This window comes from Dactylosporangium darangshiense (assembly GCF_039537565.1).
Classification (GTDB): Bacteria; Actinomycetota; Actinomycetes; order Mycobacteriales; family Micromonosporaceae; genus Dactylosporangium; species Dactylosporangium darangshiense.
The window spans coordinates 244,770-260,091 of the sequence record NZ_BAABAT010000011.1 but is presented as its reverse complement, the minus strand read 5'-3'; the positions used below and the strand labels follow the sequence as shown (position 1 = coordinate 260,091).

Annotated in this window: 14 protein-coding genes; 7 read left to right on the top strand and 7 right to left on the bottom strand. The window is 68.3% G+C overall.

What is annotated here, in order from left to right; all coding sequences use genetic code 11:
* Window positions 1–9: 9 nt before the first annotated feature.
* The 3 genes from ABD901_RS22575 to ABD901_RS22565 all read right to left on the bottom strand — a co-directional run bounded on the left by ABD901_RS22575 (window position 10) and on the right by ABD901_RS22565 (window position 2,865).
* Window positions 10–1,698, bottom strand: coding sequence for a tyrosine-type recombinase/integrase (locus ABD901_RS22575; RefSeq protein ID WP_345129096.1), 1,689 nt, complete (start codon window positions 1,696–1,698; stop codon window positions 10–12).
* Window positions 1,698–1,991 carry a site-specific integrase gene (locus ABD901_RS22570; protein ID WP_345129095.1) on the bottom strand — a complete coding sequence of 98 codons (294 nt, stop codon included), beginning with the start codon at window positions 1,989–1,991 and terminating at the stop codon, window positions 1,698–1,700. Before ABD901_RS22570 ends, ABD901_RS22575 begins: the two co-directional genes overlap by 1 nt.
* A 304-nt stretch (window positions 1,992–2,295) precedes the next feature.
* Window positions 2,296–2,865, bottom strand: coding sequence for a hypothetical protein (locus tag ABD901_RS22565; RefSeq protein WP_345129094.1), 570 nt, complete (start codon window positions 2,863–2,865; stop codon window positions 2,296–2,298).
* Between the two features lie 771 nt (window positions 2,866–3,636).
* On the opposite strand from ABD901_RS22565, the gene ABD901_RS22560 reads away from it, so the two are divergent.
* Together ABD901_RS22560 and ABD901_RS22555 are read left to right on the top strand one after the other, a co-directional pair.
* Complete coding sequence (locus tag ABD901_RS22560) at window positions 3,637–4,482, top strand: hypothetical protein (protein ID WP_345129093.1); 846 nt, start codon at window positions 3,637–3,639, stop codon at window positions 4,480–4,482.
* A 72-nt stretch (window positions 4,483–4,554) separates the two neighbouring features.
* Entirely contained in the window at window positions 4,555–4,824 is a 270-nt protein-coding gene (locus ABD901_RS22555) for a hypothetical protein (RefSeq protein ID WP_345129092.1), read from the top strand.
* A gap of 192 nt (window positions 4,825–5,016) precedes the next feature.
* Here the strand turns inward: ABD901_RS22555 and ABD901_RS22550 are convergent, their stop codons facing one another.
* A complete protein-coding gene (locus ABD901_RS22550) occupies window positions 5,017–5,997 on the bottom strand; it encodes a helix-turn-helix transcriptional regulator (protein ID WP_345129091.1) in 981 nt (326 codons plus the stop codon).
* 339 nt (window positions 5,998–6,336) lie between these two features.
* Here ABD901_RS22550 and ABD901_RS22545 point away from each other — a divergent pair, with 339 nt between their 5' ends.
* Both ABD901_RS22545 and ABD901_RS22540 read left to right on the top strand, forming a co-directional pair.
* Window positions 6,337–6,615: a hypothetical protein gene (locus tag ABD901_RS22545; protein ID WP_345129090.1), complete on the top strand. Its 279-nt coding sequence runs from the start codon at window positions 6,337–6,339 to the stop codon at window positions 6,613–6,615.
* 309 nt (window positions 6,616–6,924) lie between these two features.
* Window positions 6,925–7,179: a hypothetical protein gene (locus tag ABD901_RS22540; protein ID WP_345129089.1), complete on the top strand. Its 255-nt coding sequence runs from the start codon at window positions 6,925–6,927 to the stop codon at window positions 7,177–7,179.
* 433 nt (window positions 7,180–7,612) lie between these two features.
* On the opposite strand, the gene ABD901_RS22535 is transcribed toward ABD901_RS22540, so the two are convergent.
* On the bottom strand, window positions 7,613–8,347 hold the full coding sequence (locus ABD901_RS22535) for a hypothetical protein (protein WP_345129088.1): 735 nt from the start codon (window positions 8,345–8,347) through the stop codon (window positions 7,613–7,615).
* 286 nt (window positions 8,348–8,633) lie between these two features.
* Between ABD901_RS22535 and ABD901_RS22530 the strand changes: the two genes are divergently transcribed.
* Both ABD901_RS22530 and ABD901_RS22525 read left to right on the top strand, forming a co-directional pair.
* The gene (locus ABD901_RS22530; RefSeq protein ID WP_345129087.1) at window positions 8,634–9,446 is read left to right on the top strand and encodes a hypothetical protein; all 813 of its coding nucleotides are present in this window, start codon (window positions 8,634–8,636) and stop codon (window positions 9,444–9,446) included.
* Between the two features lie 631 nt (window positions 9,447–10,077).
* Window positions 10,078–11,958: an Hsp70 family protein gene (locus tag ABD901_RS22525; RefSeq protein ID WP_345129086.1), complete on the top strand. Its 1,881-nt coding sequence runs from the start codon at window positions 10,078–10,080 to the stop codon at window positions 11,956–11,958.
* 489 nt (window positions 11,959–12,447) lie between these two features.
* On the opposite strand, the gene ABD901_RS22520 is transcribed toward ABD901_RS22525, so the two are convergent.
* Window positions 12,448–13,143 (bottom strand): suppressor of fused domain protein, encoded by a 696-nt coding sequence (locus ABD901_RS22520; RefSeq protein ID WP_345129085.1) that lies wholly within the window; start codon window positions 13,141–13,143, stop codon window positions 12,448–12,450.
* A gap of 159 nt (window positions 13,144–13,302) precedes the next feature.
* On the opposite strand from ABD901_RS22520, the gene ABD901_RS22515 reads away from it, so the two are divergent.
* On the top strand, window positions 13,303–13,935 hold the full coding sequence (locus tag ABD901_RS22515; protein WP_345129084.1) for a DUF7003 family protein: 633 nt from the start codon (window positions 13,303–13,305) through the stop codon (window positions 13,933–13,935).
* A gap of 357 nt (window positions 13,936–14,292) precedes the next feature.
* Here ABD901_RS22515 and ABD901_RS22510 read toward each other — a convergent pair whose 3' ends face one another.
* On the bottom strand, window positions 14,293–15,177 hold the full coding sequence (locus tag ABD901_RS22510) for a GtrA family protein (RefSeq protein WP_345129083.1): 885 nt from the start codon (window positions 15,175–15,177) through the stop codon (window positions 14,293–14,295).
* Window positions 15,178–15,322: the final 145 nt, after the last annotated feature.

Genomic DNA, 15,322 nt, shown 5'->3' with positions numbered 1-15,322 from the left:
GCGATAGCCTCAGCAGGCGACCAGCGAATTCTCGCCCGTCTGATGCATTTCCCGAGGGTTGGCGTAGCGCAGGGTCATGTCCATGCTGCGGTGGCCCAGCAGCGCGGCGATGGCTTCGAGGCTCATGCCGCGGTTGATGGCCTGAGTGGCCAGGGTGTGCGGGAGTTGGTGGGGGTGGATGTGGGGCAGGCCGGCGGCGGCGCCGGCCTTGTTGATCAGGCGGGTGACGGTGTGCCGGTCCAGTGCCCGGCCGCTTTCCCGGGGTAGCAGCAGCGGGTTGTCCGCTGCGACGTGCGCAGCGCGGTAGTCGCCGATCAGGGTGATCAGGTGCGGGTGCAGCGGCAGGTAGCGGTCCTCGTGGAGTTTGCCGACCGGGACGTACAGCCAGTGCGCCGCGCCGATCAGCACGACCGCGTCGGCGGTGAGTGCGGTGAACTCACCGACCCGTAATCCGGTGCGCAGCAACACTTCGACGACGACCTGCGCCAGCATCCGGGGTTGGGTCTGCGCGGCGCGCAGCAGTTTCGCTGCGGCGGCGTCATCGAGGGCTTTGGGCAGCGGGTGGTCCTGGCGGGGCAGGTCGGCGGGGATGATCGGCACCCGGGCCGGTGCCTCGGGCCAGCCCCAGTCACTGATCCGGACGAAGAACATCCGCAGGGTGCCGAGCCGGTGCGCGAGGGTCGCCGGGGTGATCCGGGCGGTGCGGCGGCCGGGTCTGGCCGCCAGCCAGCTGCGGAACTCTTCCACGTGGTGGCGGCGGATGTCGCTGACGAACCGGACGTCGCGAGCCCGCTCGGCGAGGAACGCGGCGAAGGACCGCAGAGCCAGGCCAGCGCCGGAGACGCTGCCGGGACGCAAGATGCAGTCCAACTGCTGCAGATAGCGGCGCATCGGGGCGACTAGGTCCGGGACCGCGGTGTCGAGCTGTTCCCAGCCGGGCAGCGCGGCCCGCCGTTCATGTCCGGCCTCTGTCCACAACGGACACCACGTTATCGCCGCCCAGGAAACCGTTGTCCGGCAACGTTTCGCGGGCCGCACCTGCGCGTCGATCGCTTCTGCCGCCCGCCGGTATTGTGCGGCGAGCCAGTCGTCGGCGAGGCGCAGATAGATTCGGGTGGACTCGATCGAGGCATGCCCGGCCTGGGCCTGCACCGCCTCGAGCGCCATCCCGGCCTCCCGCAGCCGGGTCAGGCAGGTGTGCCGCAGCTGGTGGCAGGTCGCCTGCACCAACCCAGCCCTGGATCGGGCGGAGTCGAGGATCTGGTCCAGACCCGCGGGCGACAACGGCGGCCCCCGCCGGGGGCCTTTGAGGACCACGAACACCTGATCGGTGCCGGCATCCGGTGGCCGTTCGCCGTCCAGGTAGGCCGCGAGGGAGGCCAAGAACCGGCCGGACACGGGAATCTGCCGCTGATGCCCGCCCTTGCCCTCAGCGATGAACACCCGCCGCGCGGCGACCTGCAGATCGGTCAGCCGCAGCCCGAGCACCTCACAGCGGCGCAGCCCGCCCAGCACCATCGCCTCGGCCATCGCCCGGTCCCGGTGCGTGCGCAACGCCGCCAGCAGCGCATCAACCTGCCCCCGGGTCCAGGATGCGCGGCAGCGTCCGCGGGGTGCGGACCAGCGGCACGCCCTGGCGTGGCCGTTGCCGTTCCCGGCGGGTCGGCAACCCCCGCGGCACCGGGTTCGCGGCGACATCACCGCGGGCGTGCAGGAACGCGAACAGCCCTGACACTCGACAGCCGACGCCGCAGCGTGCGGGCTGACACGCCGTCACGTTCGCCGGCGACCTGCAGCCGGCGAGCCGGGCCACCGGCGTACTGGGCGGTGACGAACGCCAGCACATCCGCCGCGACCACCCCCCGTGGCGGTTTGCCGACCACGGTAAAGAACACCTTCAGGTCGTAAGCGACCGCCACGACCGTGTTCGGCCGCGACCGCACCGCCAGGAACTCCAGATACGCGTCCAGTACCGCGACACCGAACCTCACGACCAGATCACCAGCCGCCGACCGCGACCGGTGAACGCGCAGACCACTCCAGGACATGCAGGCACCTCTCTGCCCGACCTACCAGCGCCGACACGCTGAAGGTGAACGAGGATTACCTGCATATCAAGCAGATCAGAGCGCCGCCCTGGCCCGCAGCATGACCACCGAGCGTGACGCCTTGCCGATGGTCGGCGCGCGACGGGCGGCAGATGCGTGCACCTGAGCTTGGTGGGGATGGCCCTGGTGCATGACGTTCCTGTGCAGGTGACCTCACCGGTCCGCACGTGTTCGCCGCGCTTGGCGATCAGTCCGGTTCTGCGATGAATCGCATCGCTGCGTCCCCGCTGTCGGGGTCGAATGCCAGGCCGGTCGTGTCAGTGAACTGGCCGAGACGGGCCAGGGCCATATCGGGCGAAGTCTCGTCGTGGCGCGAGACGAGTATCCCGGTGAACGTGAGCCAGGCCTCGATGCGTACCGGATCGATACCGAGGCCATCGATGTCGCCGGACACAGCGGCGACGGCCCGCAGCGAAGGGCCGCGTTGGTCTATCAGCTGCAGGTCGACCGTCTCGAAGCGGTGGTGCATGTAGTAGTAGACACTGGCTTCAGCCGGTTCCCCGAAGGCAGCGCTTGTGAGATGGCGTCCGGCGATGCGGCGCCAACCGTCCGCTGGGATGGGAAGCCACTCCACGCTGAGGCTGAGCGGACTGTCGTCGTCCTCGCGTGACACGTCCTCAAAGGGAAAGGTGAAGGACCATGTCAGGCGCGGTGGCAGATGCAGGGATGGGTTGTCGAACAGCAGTCCGCACCACTCACCGCCCGCAGCAGGGACAAGGTCGTCGATGCGTAGCTCGTCCTCGTCGTCAGTCTCCACGGCAGCGAGTCTCGCAGAGTTCGGCTCAAGTCGGTGCAGGCTCGAGCGCTACAGCATCCCGGCGCACTGTACGGGCTCATAATCGGCTGGCGGCCCCACCGTTATGACGGTGCGTAACGCCCGCATCGCGGCAGATCCGTGCATCCGAGCACGTTCGAAGAGTCGCTAATCAATAGCGCTGACGTTGTGCTCTCGCTACCGTCCTCCCCGTACGGGCGGTCGGAAGCGAGAGGGTACGGATGACGCTGGCCAGTAAGGGCTCCCGGCGGATCGTCGTCGACGGCGTCGCATTCCGCTGGTTGGTGCGTCGCAAGCCGACCTACTGCCAAGCCAATGGGTGGGCGCCACTGACCTTTGTGGTCGAGCGAGCAGAAGGGCGGGGCTCTGTGCTGGCCATATCGCTGCCGTCTGCCCATCCCGGTAACTGGTTCGGGTTACCAAGCCAACCGGTGCTGCCTGGAACGGTGGCTGCCTGCATCAGCCGGGCCTTGGCTGCCGGATGGCGGCCTTCGCGGCCGGGGCCTGCTTTCTTCATGTCGCTCGGCGATTCAGCCCCGCACGGAGGGTGATGGATTTACCCGGAGGCCGCGCACGACTCGCGGCATGTGCGTGCACCAATGCAGTCCGGGACGTGACGGATGGTGTGCGCGGCTGCGCAGCCGGTCCCGCGCGTCGGCGTGGCTGCTCCTGGCACAATCGCACGGCGGACATCGCCCTCGGTACGACGGCGCCAAGCCGCCGCCGCATCGCATCGCATCGGAGGGGGTGGCGGTGGTCGACGTCGAGCGTTATGGCGCCTTCTCGGTCAACAGCGTCGGCATCGAGCGTGCGCCGTTTCCGCTGAGCTTCAGTGTGCGCGAGCTCCCCGGCTGCTGGGTGGTCCACGCGACGGCGGCACAGGCCGGCGAACTCGCAGACATCCTGGCCGGCAACGCGATGGACACCGTGGCCGTGATGGACGTGGCGACCAACAGCTTCCTTGACGACCAGTACGTGCAGTGGACGCCGTCGCGCATCGCGGCGCATCAGGGCATCGGCTGCTCGCCGCACGACCTGAGTGCGCTGGCGAGAGGCGTCCCCGGTCTCGGCGACGAAGCGCTGATCATGCACGGCGAAGATCTGTCGGGCTTTCTCTCAGGCTGGTCACCGTACGAGTTGACGGTGGTCGCCATGCGAGATACGCCGGACGCGGAGCAGTTGGACGAGATGGCGCTCGCCATCGGAACAGCCGATTTCAGTCGGCCGATCCTGCCGACCCTTCCAGGCTGTTGCCTGTGGTACTCCGGACACGACGACTGCTACGTCTGGCTGGAATCAACCAATCGGCATGTTCCTCGGGCCGTCTTCAGGCGCCTACTGGCCCTGATGGCCGGCTCGGCTCTGGTCACGGCCGAGCATGTGGAGGTGACGGAGCCCGATGACAGCTTCGTCGAAGCCGTGATCGGCGAGCATGGGCACTGGACCGGCGTCCTGGGTGCTGGTTCCCCCACCACCGTCACCGTGAACCTGTCCGCCGTATCGGAGCGTTGGATGCTGTCTCATCCAGTCCCACAGCAGGTCGACCGCATCGCGGTCTACGACGCCGTCAAAGCGTCGTGGCACCTCGACAAGCCATGATTCGGTGCGGAGCTGCCGCGACGCCATCCGGGCTTCCCCGACGACCCCACGCCCTGGGTCTGGTTGCTGAGCATGTCCCGCGGTCAGGGCGTTGACCTGCAGGAGCGGCTCACGCGCTGGACGGAGCTGATGTGGCGAGCACCCGACTATCTCTACGGGCACCACTACGCGGTCATGGCGTTCTCGCCGCTGTGGGGCTGCCGGGCCGAGGTCATGTACGAGTGCGTCCGGCCGCGAGCAGCGGCAGCGCCCGAGGGCTCGCTGCTCCTGGTCCACTTCGGCATCGTCGCGATAATCCTGCTGTGGCGCCGCGCGGGCACCGACGAGCTCCACGACCGATAACGCACGCCGCCCCGCGCCAGGTCGCCGACAACCCCTTCGGGTCCGAGGCCGACCGGTCCTTCGCGTTCATCGGCCAAGCGCTGCGCGGCGGCAGGCCCCCGGCGATTTCCTACACCTGAGCGCAGAGCCCTCCGCCGAACTGGTCACGGATGCTGGATGGCCGGCGACCGTTGTCCCCTCGGCCGAGCCTGCTCAGAGCCAGCCCTCGCGCGCGGCGAGCAGACCCGTCTCGAAGCGGCTGCGCGCGCCGAGACGTTCCATCAGGTCGGCCATCATCCGGCGGCAGGTCCGTTCGGAGACGCCGAGCCGCTTGCCGGCAGAGTCGTCGGTATGGCCCTGACCGAGCAGCTTCAGCAGCTCCCTCTCCTGCGGCGTAACACCCTGACGGTCGGGCGCCTTGCTCGCTCCCAGCGGGACGGCGCTGGCCCACACCTGCTCGAACAGCGCGACCAGTGAGGCCACCACACCTCGCCCGGTCAACTGCAGCACCCCATGCGTCGTGTTCACCGGGTCGACCGGCACGATCGCGATGCTGCGGTCGAAGACGAGCATCCGTGGAGGCAGTAACGGCGCGGCGCGAACCTCGGCGCCGGCGTCGGTCAGGCTTTGCGCGTAGGCCAGCGTGCCCTTGTCGTTGCGGGCAGCCTCCTGCATCGCAGTGCGAATCGTGACGTTGCGCGCGAGCAGTTCGGCATTGTTGCGCTGGGCTGCCTCCACGGCCTGAGGCGCCTGCACGCCGGGCATGATGCTCAGCAGTTCGACGCGGGCCGAGTCGGACAGCTCCTCTATCCGCTGAAGGATGGCGTCCATACCGAGCACCTGCTCGGCCTCGGTCGAACTCCGCGGCGACTGCCGGTCCGCGTATTCGGCCACCATGGCCGCCATGGCGGCCTGACCGGCGGCGATGCGCTGCGTGCGCTGGTCGAGCTCCGCCTGCTGCTTGGCGAGCAGCGACTGGAGCCCGACGCTGGGGCTGACCGCGCGGACGTGGCCCTCCTGTTCGACCGACCGGCGAAGCAGGGACAGCTCGAAGAGCTCGTCGAGCGCGCAGCGCACCTGGTCCTGCCCGATGGCCAGCTCCTCGGCCAGCTCGGCAACACCCCAGGAGGGCTTGGTCAGCATGAGGCGGTAGACATCCTCTGCGGACGTGCCCAGACCGAAAAATTCGAGCATGTAGTGCCCCCGTTGTTGCCTGCGGCGTCCAGGCGCCGATCGAGCGACGTGATCGTCCCATCGCCGTCAGCGCAGAGCAAGAGGTCGGGGAGTATTCCGGCATTCTTCATGAAGCCTGGCATTTCGCCGGCATGAGTTCCCCGCCTGGACGGTTCCGGCCAGGCCGGAAGGGGACAACCGGAAGGTCTTCCCGTCCCCTTCCGGATCAGGAAAAGTATTCCTCACCGGAGGGGAAAACGCCCCGGCGCAAGCCAATCAACATTATCGAACGGGGCGAAGACATGTCTTTTTCAGTACGCCGGGTCGCGCATCCCGACGCAGCGCTCCAGGGGTGAAGTGATGTTCCTGGTCACTGTGGCAATCGAGCGGACAGCCCAAGCCGTCGTTCCGGTCCTCGAGCCGGACCTGGTGGTCAAGGCGCTCAGGGCGGGAGCGGCACCGGACGACGGCTTGGAACACGTCAGCGCACGGGCCGGGCCGGGTGGTCTCCAGGTCGGGCTGTTCTGCCGGGCGCTCGATCGCGAAATAGCCGAAACAAACGCGCACCGCATCTGCCGCAATGTTTTTAAAAGTCAGCCGCCGTTCACAGGTTGGCGACTCGCTGAGGGCAATTCCTGAACCTTCAACCCGCATTCCATCCCGCACGAATTGGAGCGCTCAATGTCGACCTCGCTGCGACCCCTCGCCGGTACCGCCTGCATGACCATGGCCGTTGTCGCCCTGTCCGCCCTCGCCGGGTGCTCATCAGGCAGCCGGCCGGCCGTCGACTCCGCACATGCCACGACCACCGTGACCACCCCACGGGCGTCGGGGGCGCCGGCCGTCCCTGCCACCCCCACCGGCACTGAAGCCACCGCCCATCCGTCCGGGACTGCCACCCTACCGACGAGATCGACCGCGGATCCCTGCCCCGTCACCGTCGCGACGTTGTTGAGCGCGCTCCGCGACAGTCCGGACTTCTATCATGGCGAGGCGAGGCCCGCTGCGTTGCGCGACGTGGCCTGTGCAAGCGGATATGCCACCGCCGGCACCGTCTACGACGAAGCGCCCCAGCCCTCACAGATCGTCTTCGGCTTCGATGCCGCCAACTCCCATTGGCGTCCGCTCAACGTCGGCAGCGGCGACATCTGCGAGGGCTTCGTGCCCAGCGATGTCGCCCGGAAACTGCCCGCCTGCGGCTGATCGGCTGCAGGCGACGAGCGGGAGGGGCCCGGTCAGCCGGGCTCCTCCCGCCTTGCTGTCGGGCGGGCCGAACTACGAGACAACCCGCCCCGACGGCGCCAATGAGCTGCGCACCGAGGTCCGCGCCTAGACTCTGTGCCGTGAGCGACCTGGTGGTGATCCTGCAAACGCCCAGCTCACACAGGCTGTGGATGGGACGCGGAAGCTCCTGAGCCGTACGGCTCCATCCGTGCCAGGTGGCGAACTTCCGAGCAACCAGCGAGCAACCGATCATGTGGAGGCCACGGCCGCACGGGCTCCGCAGTCTCGCCAGCATCCAGATTCGTCGAGATGAGACGACTACGGTGGGTTATGGTCCGCCAGTGGAACCGCTTGATCAATTCACTGATCTGCCGATGTGCGTATGCGGTCGCACGGCAGGGTCTGACGATGGTCAGGCGTCGGACCACACTGGCATGAGTTCACCGTCCGTGCCGTAGAAGAGGTATGGCCGTAGCTCGGGTGACGAGGTCAGTGTGTGATACAGCCTGGACGGGTTGCCGGTGGCGGCGAGGAACGGCTGGGAGCCGAGCAGGTCGCGAAGGCCAGAGAACGGCCATGGGGCACCGAGCAGTCGTCGGATCTGGGCCAGGATCGCAACGGCGTCCGGCGGTACCCGGTCGACATGGATGTCGGCTGTGGTGGGCAGGTCCCAGCTTGCCACCGACCCGCTGCGTCTGCAGCCGCGCAGGTGTTCGACAGCGGGACCGGTGGAGCCCACCCCGGCCAGGCTGCACCACCAGTCCGCATCGATCCTCAGCTCACCGGTCTCCAGCAACGCGGGCGTGAACCATTCCAGGTCGACGACTGGGGCCACGCCGCGGACGGCGACAGCGGCAACCTCATCCGGTAGACGGACACCGTGTTCCTCGACGTAGTGCGCCAGGCCCTCGGGCCACACGAAATGCTCTCCGTCGGTCTGCTCGGTACTGCCGTTTGCGGCACCACACAGTCGGCAGACGGATCTGCCCGCCGTGGCGACGAAGACCGTGCCGGATCGGAGATACGCCGCAACGGACCGCTGCATTGTGATATCGGCGTCGGTGCTGACGAAGTCGCAGACATCGGGCAGCCCTTCCGGCGCCGCCCGACCGTCCCAATATCCGATCAGCCTGAGAACTTTGATCATCGTCAAACAACCCTACGCACCGGATCAAGGACGCCCACGGTAGCAAGACCAACGTGGAACGCCGCACCTGCCGATGATCAGCTGAACTGAGACCTTGTCCGGGGTTAGCGAGCCCAGCCGTACGCGCACCTGCTCATGCCGCGATCCGCGCGCTACCCAGCGTAACGCCGAGCCGGCCCGGCTGCCGTCCGGACAAGTAGCCGCTGACCGAGCGCGCCGGGGCGGCATGGCGGTAGCCGTCCGGAGTTCCGCTGGCGGAGTCGCCGCCAGTGCGAGGATGTGGCTCATGGTCGACTGGTCCCGCCTGCAGACTGCCGTGGGCGACGCCACCAACGCTCCGTTGCACCTGGAGGCGCTGCTTGGCCCCGAGTCGCAGCGCCGTGACGCGGCTGTGCGCTTCCTGGACGAGGCGTTGCACGCGAGCACCGTGTGGTCGGCTGTGCCAGTGCTCGCGGTACACCTGGCGTCCCTCCTCGGCGACTGCCGGATGGACTCGTCCGTCCGCGCGGAGGTGCTGCAGTGGATGTACTGTGCCAGTTCCGACGCGGTCGAGTCGCAGGAGCACATCGCAGTCGACGGTGCGGAGTCCTGGGGCGATGCCGCCGAGCCGGTTCACGCGATGCTCGCGGCGCGGCCGGCCATCTACCAGGCGGTTGCGCCGTTCCTGACCGACCCCGACTCCGATGTCCGGACCGCAGCGATCATCGCCGGCACCGAACTCCTGGCCGCTGCGGACCTCGAAGCCGAACGTGCAGCAGCCCAGGACCGACTGCTCCGGCTGGCGGCCGAGTCGCCGTGGCGTGAACGGGCCGCGATCGCGCTGGCCTTGGGACGCTTCGGCGCGGTACCGACGATGCTGCTGCACGACGAGGACTGGGGCGTGCGCGTTTGCCTGGCTACGTCCCACGGCCTCGACGACGATCCGTCCATGCTCGCCCTCGTCATGGAGGCGTTCAGGGATCGCCGCCGCCTTTACGAGCACTTCGGCGAGGAGGTACACCCGACGTCCACGACCGTGCAATGGGCCTTCGTCCACGCACTCCGGCGCCGCCGGCCCGACGAGGAACCCCCACCCGTCGCGGTATACACCGCCGCCTGACAGCAGGCGACTTGGTACGCCTGGCCCCTGCCGGACACGGAGCACGTGGGCGTAGCTGTCCCTGGTGTCCCGGGTGTCCCTCAACCAGCACTGACCGGCAGTTTGCCAGGGACACCTTGATCACGACCGTCCCTGAGCGCCTCAACGACAAGGGCGGCTGGAACAGAGGGCTGCGGCAGCACGACGCCCTCTGTTCCGGCCATGCTCGTCCGAGAGCGTTCGGTCTATACGATCGGTCGGCGCTCGCATGCCAAGATGCACTGCTCCTCGACCGCGGCGTCCACCTCCGGGACGGTGATCTCGAAGTCGTCCCGCATCGACAGGTGCGAGGGCGGTCCGATCTCGTGGACCCGACCGGCGCACGGTATCTCGATACGCCGAAGACGCCAGCCAAGTCCGCACCGGCATCGCCCCACGCGCCATGGCAACACTCCGCAACGCTGCAGTCAGCGTCCTCCGCCTGGCCGGCACCACCAACATCGCCCAGGCCTCACCCCACAACGCCAGAGACCTCCACGCCCACTCCACCTTCTCGGCATCGGACCATAGGGCAAAACATTCAAATACCTACCTTGCAGAGGCCCTGTCGCCGATCCGCCAACACGACGGCGCCGGTGGTAGCGTCCCGTCGATGGACGGGTGGCTGGGAGTGGATTTCGGGACGTCGCACACGGTGGCCGCATTGAGGCAGCCGGATGGCCGGTCACGGATCCTCCTGCTCGACAGCGGGACAGGGCTGCTGGCCTCGGCGGTCTTCGCCGACGTCAGCGGCGAGCTGCTAACCGGCCGTGAGGCGCTTCGGCGCGCCGCGAGCGACCCGAGCCGGCTGGAGCCCCACCCCAAGCAGCGCGTAGACGAAGCGACGCTGCTGCTCGGCGTCGCGGAGTACCGCACGGTGGACCTGGTGGCGGCGGTGCTGCGCAGGGCAGCTGCAGAGGCGGTCCGGGTGGCCGGCGGTCTGCCGAGCACCGTCGTGCTCACCCATCCGGCGGCCTGGGGGCCTCCCCGGCGGCAGGTGCTGCTGGACGCGGCGCTTGCCGCGGGCCTGGGCACGCCGCAACTGGTGGCCGAACCGGTGGCGGCGGCGTTGTACTTCACGGTGGTGCTGGGCCACCGCATCGACCTTGGGCGGCCGGTGTGCGTGTTCGACTTCGGCGGCGGCACGCTGGACGTGGCGGTGGTCTGCCGGCAGGGGTACGGCTACGACGTGCTCGCAAATGGCGGGCTAGCCGACTTGGGCGGCCTTGACCTGGACGCGGCCGTGGTGGCTTATCTCGACACGCTGCTCGGGCCGGACTGGGCGCAGCAGAGCCGCCGGCTGGCGCAGGGCGCCGATGCCGACGCCCGCCTGGCCCGCCGGCGGCTGTGGGACGAGGTTCGGGCGGCAAAGGAGTCGCTGTCGCGCAACTCGAGCGCGCCGATCGAGATTCCGGGCCGGCAGCCGGCGCTGCACGTGACCCGTGACGAGTTCGAACGGGTCGTGGCGCCGCTGGTGGAGCGGGCGGTGGCCGAGACCGGGCGGATCATCGCCGCGGCAGGCTGCCGGCCGCCCGACCTGGCCGGACTGTTCCTGGTCGGCGGTTCGTCGCGGGTACCGCTGGTCGCCCGGATGCTGCACGCCCGGCTCGGCGTGCCCCCCACCGTGCTGGAGCAGCCCGAGATCGTCGTCGCCGAAGGTGCGGTGCACCTAACCTCCCCCGCGCCAGCACCCCCGGCGCCGGTCCCCGCGGGGCCGCCCTCGGCCCCCCTGTCCACGCCTCCGGTCAGCGCTCCCGCGTCGGTACCCCCGGCCACGGCCTATACGGCGGCGCCCACCTTCCCCGTCTCCACGCCCTCGGTCACCGCCCCAGTGTCGGCACGTCAGCCGGTCGCCGGGCCGCCAGTGCCGCCTCCCAGCGTGACCCACCACCCGCCCGGACCACCGTCGGCGACGGGCCGCCGGCGTCGTCCCCGGGTGCGGGCGCTCGTCGCGGTCGGCGTGGCCGTGCTGCTGGTGGTCGTCACTGGGATCTTCGTGTGGAACCGTCTGTCCACCAGCAAACCGGTCCTGCACGGTACGGTCAGCACCCTCATGCAGGAGCAGATGACGAATCTCGATCCGATCCTCGCCGAGTGCCACCCGGTCGACCTCGCCAACGGGTCGGCGCAGCTGGATACCGACTGGGCCGAACGATTGACGGCTCCACCAGCCGGCGCCCAGGAAATCGTCTACTGCTCCACGAACCAGCGCGGCCGGTCGGCACAACTCCGCAGCCTGGTGCTGATCCTGTTCGACAGCTTGGACAACAGCTTCAAGATGTGGCAGCAGAGCACTCAGGCGTACCAGATGGCCTCGATACCGGGGTTCGGCAGCATCTATCGGCGGCCCGCCGGCGACGATCGACGGCGGGACCAGTTCCTGTCTAACCAGTCGCTCTACCCGCACCCGACGGGGGCGCTGATCGAGCTGGCGGACAGCGTGGACGACGCCGATGAGACGAAACTCCTGGAGGCGTGCGGCAAGTATCTGTGACGACACCAGGACGGAGCGTGTAGGGGATCAAACTCCGACAACTGTGGTGACCTGCTGCTTCGTGCAGGCGCTATGCGGCTCTCTCGTACTCATTGATCAGGCCATTCAGGATCGGCATGGCCATCGTCCAACTGCGTCACGACACACCCGGCCTGGCCTACTACCGGCGCCGCCTGGCCGAGGGTAGAGAACCACCTGGCAGCCCTCCGCGCGCTGAGGGCCTCAGTCGAACGAGCACGCAATCCGTAGACGACCACCCCTGACGAACATCGAGGATTGAGGACCTGACGCCAGCAGGGCGACTGCGCGCCGTCGCGGCCAACTTCGACAACGGCCAGCCGGCCACACCTGCGCGTGGGTGCCACCGCTGCAGCTCGCTGGGGAAGGACGCACGAACGCGGGAGCAATGCATGAGCGCGCACCGGTGGTCAGGTTCTGCGGAGCTGTGACGGCATCAGCAGCCAACGCGCCGGCCGGATGTGGGGGTTGTCAAACGAGCGGAGGCCGGTTCGGGTCGAATGCCTCGGTGATGTGGCCCCGGTCGAGCGCCTCAACGAGCGCGTTCGTCCCGCGTTCCACCTTGAGCGCGATCTCGGCCGGGTGCAGCGGCAGCAGGGCGAGCAGCTCGATGCGAGTGCCTCCGCCGACGTCGACGGTCTGCGCTTCCTCCGGCACGGTCAGCATCGGCACGACGACCACCCCGGCGAACGGTGTGGCCGGCGCATACGGACCGGCGGGGTCACCGTTGGGCACCGAATGCCATGGACCGACCCAGGTGCCGTACTCATGGGGAAGTCGGGCGACCTGCTTGAGTAGACGCACCGGCCAGTAGACGTTCTCGTCGCGGAACGACTCCTGATCGAGTGGCCAGTCGGCAGGCAGGCAGATCGCGAGCTCCGCGTAAGGGCTGATGCCGTGCCCCTGCGGCACCGTCATCGGCAGTTCGCTCATCCCCGACGTGATCAGCGTGCGGAACGGTCGCCGATCGGTCGGCTCGATGACGTAGATGTGCACGGCAACGAGGTGCGACACCATCTCGTGGAGCACACCCTCGACCGGTCCGAAGTGCTCGGTGATATGGCGATCGATGGCATCGGCGACCTCCTGACGCTGCCCCTGCGACGGGACCCACCCGTCATGCCGTGCCTCGTGCCGCAGGATGCCCGATCCTTCACTCCCCGCCATGATCCACAGCGTACCGGACACCACTCGGCGCCATGACCGCCAACGCACCATGGGCGCGCGGACGCAATCATGGCGTCGGAACGTGTGGTCCGCGCCCTGTCAGCGGCAGATGTGCGCGGGTCGCCCGCAGCGGAGCGCGCGCAGTTACGCTGCACGGTCATGGACTCCGTTGAGATCCTAAGCCAGCTCGACACCGCGGCCGAACGGTACGCGTTTCCAGACCTGAACAACGGCTACTACTACGCTGTCGACGCCCGCCTCCACGCATACCGCGACGCGCGGCGGTGGGCGCTAATCGTCGAGACGGTGGGCTACTCACCCCGGGCCGGCAACCTCACCGACATACTCCACATCTTCGGCAACTGCCTGACCAGCGGCGAACCGGGCTTCGAGAACGCGGACTTCCTCGACCGGATCGACAACTGGGATGAGATCGAAGACGAAGACCAGCCCGAGACGTACTGCGGAACCTCGATCGTGATCCGAGGCCACCGGCTCGACATACCCGCCGAGCATGGCGAGGAACTGATCGACGTGCTTCGACGGATCGTCCCAGACCACCGAGAACTGCTCCTGGCCGATGAATCGGAACTCCGGCGGCGAATCCCGGCCGACCTACCCGAGATCATACGGCTGGACCAATGGCATCACCCCGACGGCGGGCTCCCCAGCGAGTCAACGACCTTCAGCCAACTCGCCGACGTGCTCACCACCGGAGACGTGGAACGCTACGCACCGGACGCGCCACCCAACACACATTGGTTCCATTGGCCAGAATCCGGAACCCTGTAACCCAGCCAGACACCCACCGACAGCCAGCAACATTCGCGTGCAGGGTTGATGCTCATCTCCTGGATGGACTGGCCAGAACCCCTCCAACAGTGGGCGACCAGGAGCTGGAGGCCAAGGTCCAGTACATACCCCCACCAGGTCCTTGAGCCGGACGGAGAGCCGTCCGTGGGCAAAGTCTGGTCAGCCATGATCACCTGCGCCCACATCGGGATGTCCGCGAGCCGGCGACCAACTCCCCATGACATTCCGTAGCGATCCAGTCGCGGCAGAAGCGTGCGTCGCTGCAAAACTGTCAGACTTTGCGGCCGGGTGCCGCGCAGCGCGTTGTACCGACTCGATGCGATCGAGGGACCGGAATCATCGAGGCCGATGCCGAGGGTGCCGCTGCGTGCGAAAGACGTACAGGCGGAGCATCAGAAACCGCCCGGCTCCGGCGAGTCCGGAGGCGCTGAGGTAAACAGCCTGCTCCCAGCACATACTGGCGGATGGCTGCACCGCGTGCAGGACGAGGACGGCAGCTGAGGTAATCATGTAGGCGGCCGTGGCCGAGCCGGCGGATTGCAGGTGCTCATGCCATTGCGCGCGCCGACGAGCGCCGAAGGTGAACCGCGCGTGGAGTTCTGTGCCCAGCAGGGTGGACACGACGGTGATCAACGCGTTCGCGGTCACCCATGGCATGAGCGTGGCTGTCAGCGGCACCGCAGCACAGGAAGCGAGCCCGACACCACCGCCGATCAGAACGAACCTGGCGAACGAGGCGAATGGGCTCCGGCCCGCCGGTCGAGTCCGTGACGCTCTGGCCGGCTTCGTCGATAGTAGCGACGCGATCGGCTCGCCTTCGCGCTCCACACCAGAACGGCGGCGTGCGGGCTTCAGCATCGGCGGTACGGTCGAGCCGGAGCAACGTCTTGGACCGGCCTGCCCGCGCCGCCGTGCCAGGCAACCCGCGCCGGTGCCGGTCAGCCCCACCGCGCCGGCCGTCTGCTCGCTCATCACAGTTCTCCTCGCGACGACAGCGGAGGTCGGCGCGGGAGTGTCGAACGTCTGCATCATGCTCTCCATCGAGCGTCGCCATCCGGTCTCGGCGGCCCGTACGTCCGCCGGCAAACTGACCATGGCTGCCGCTGCTGACACCGCCTTATCAGCGCGCTGACACGCACGCGCGGCCCGCGTCAGCGCGATGGCAGCAGCGTGGATCGGCGCCGGCTTCATCAAGCCGCACGCGTCGACGACCTGCTCCACGGAGTCCTTGGCAGCACCTGCGGAAAGCTGAGCGGCGAGTCGTCAGCGAGTAGCGTTGATGCCCGCCACTCGGAGCTGCTCAGCCCGCGCCGACGGCACCCGCGCGTCCGGATCGGATCCCGAGCAGATGGCGAACACACTCGAA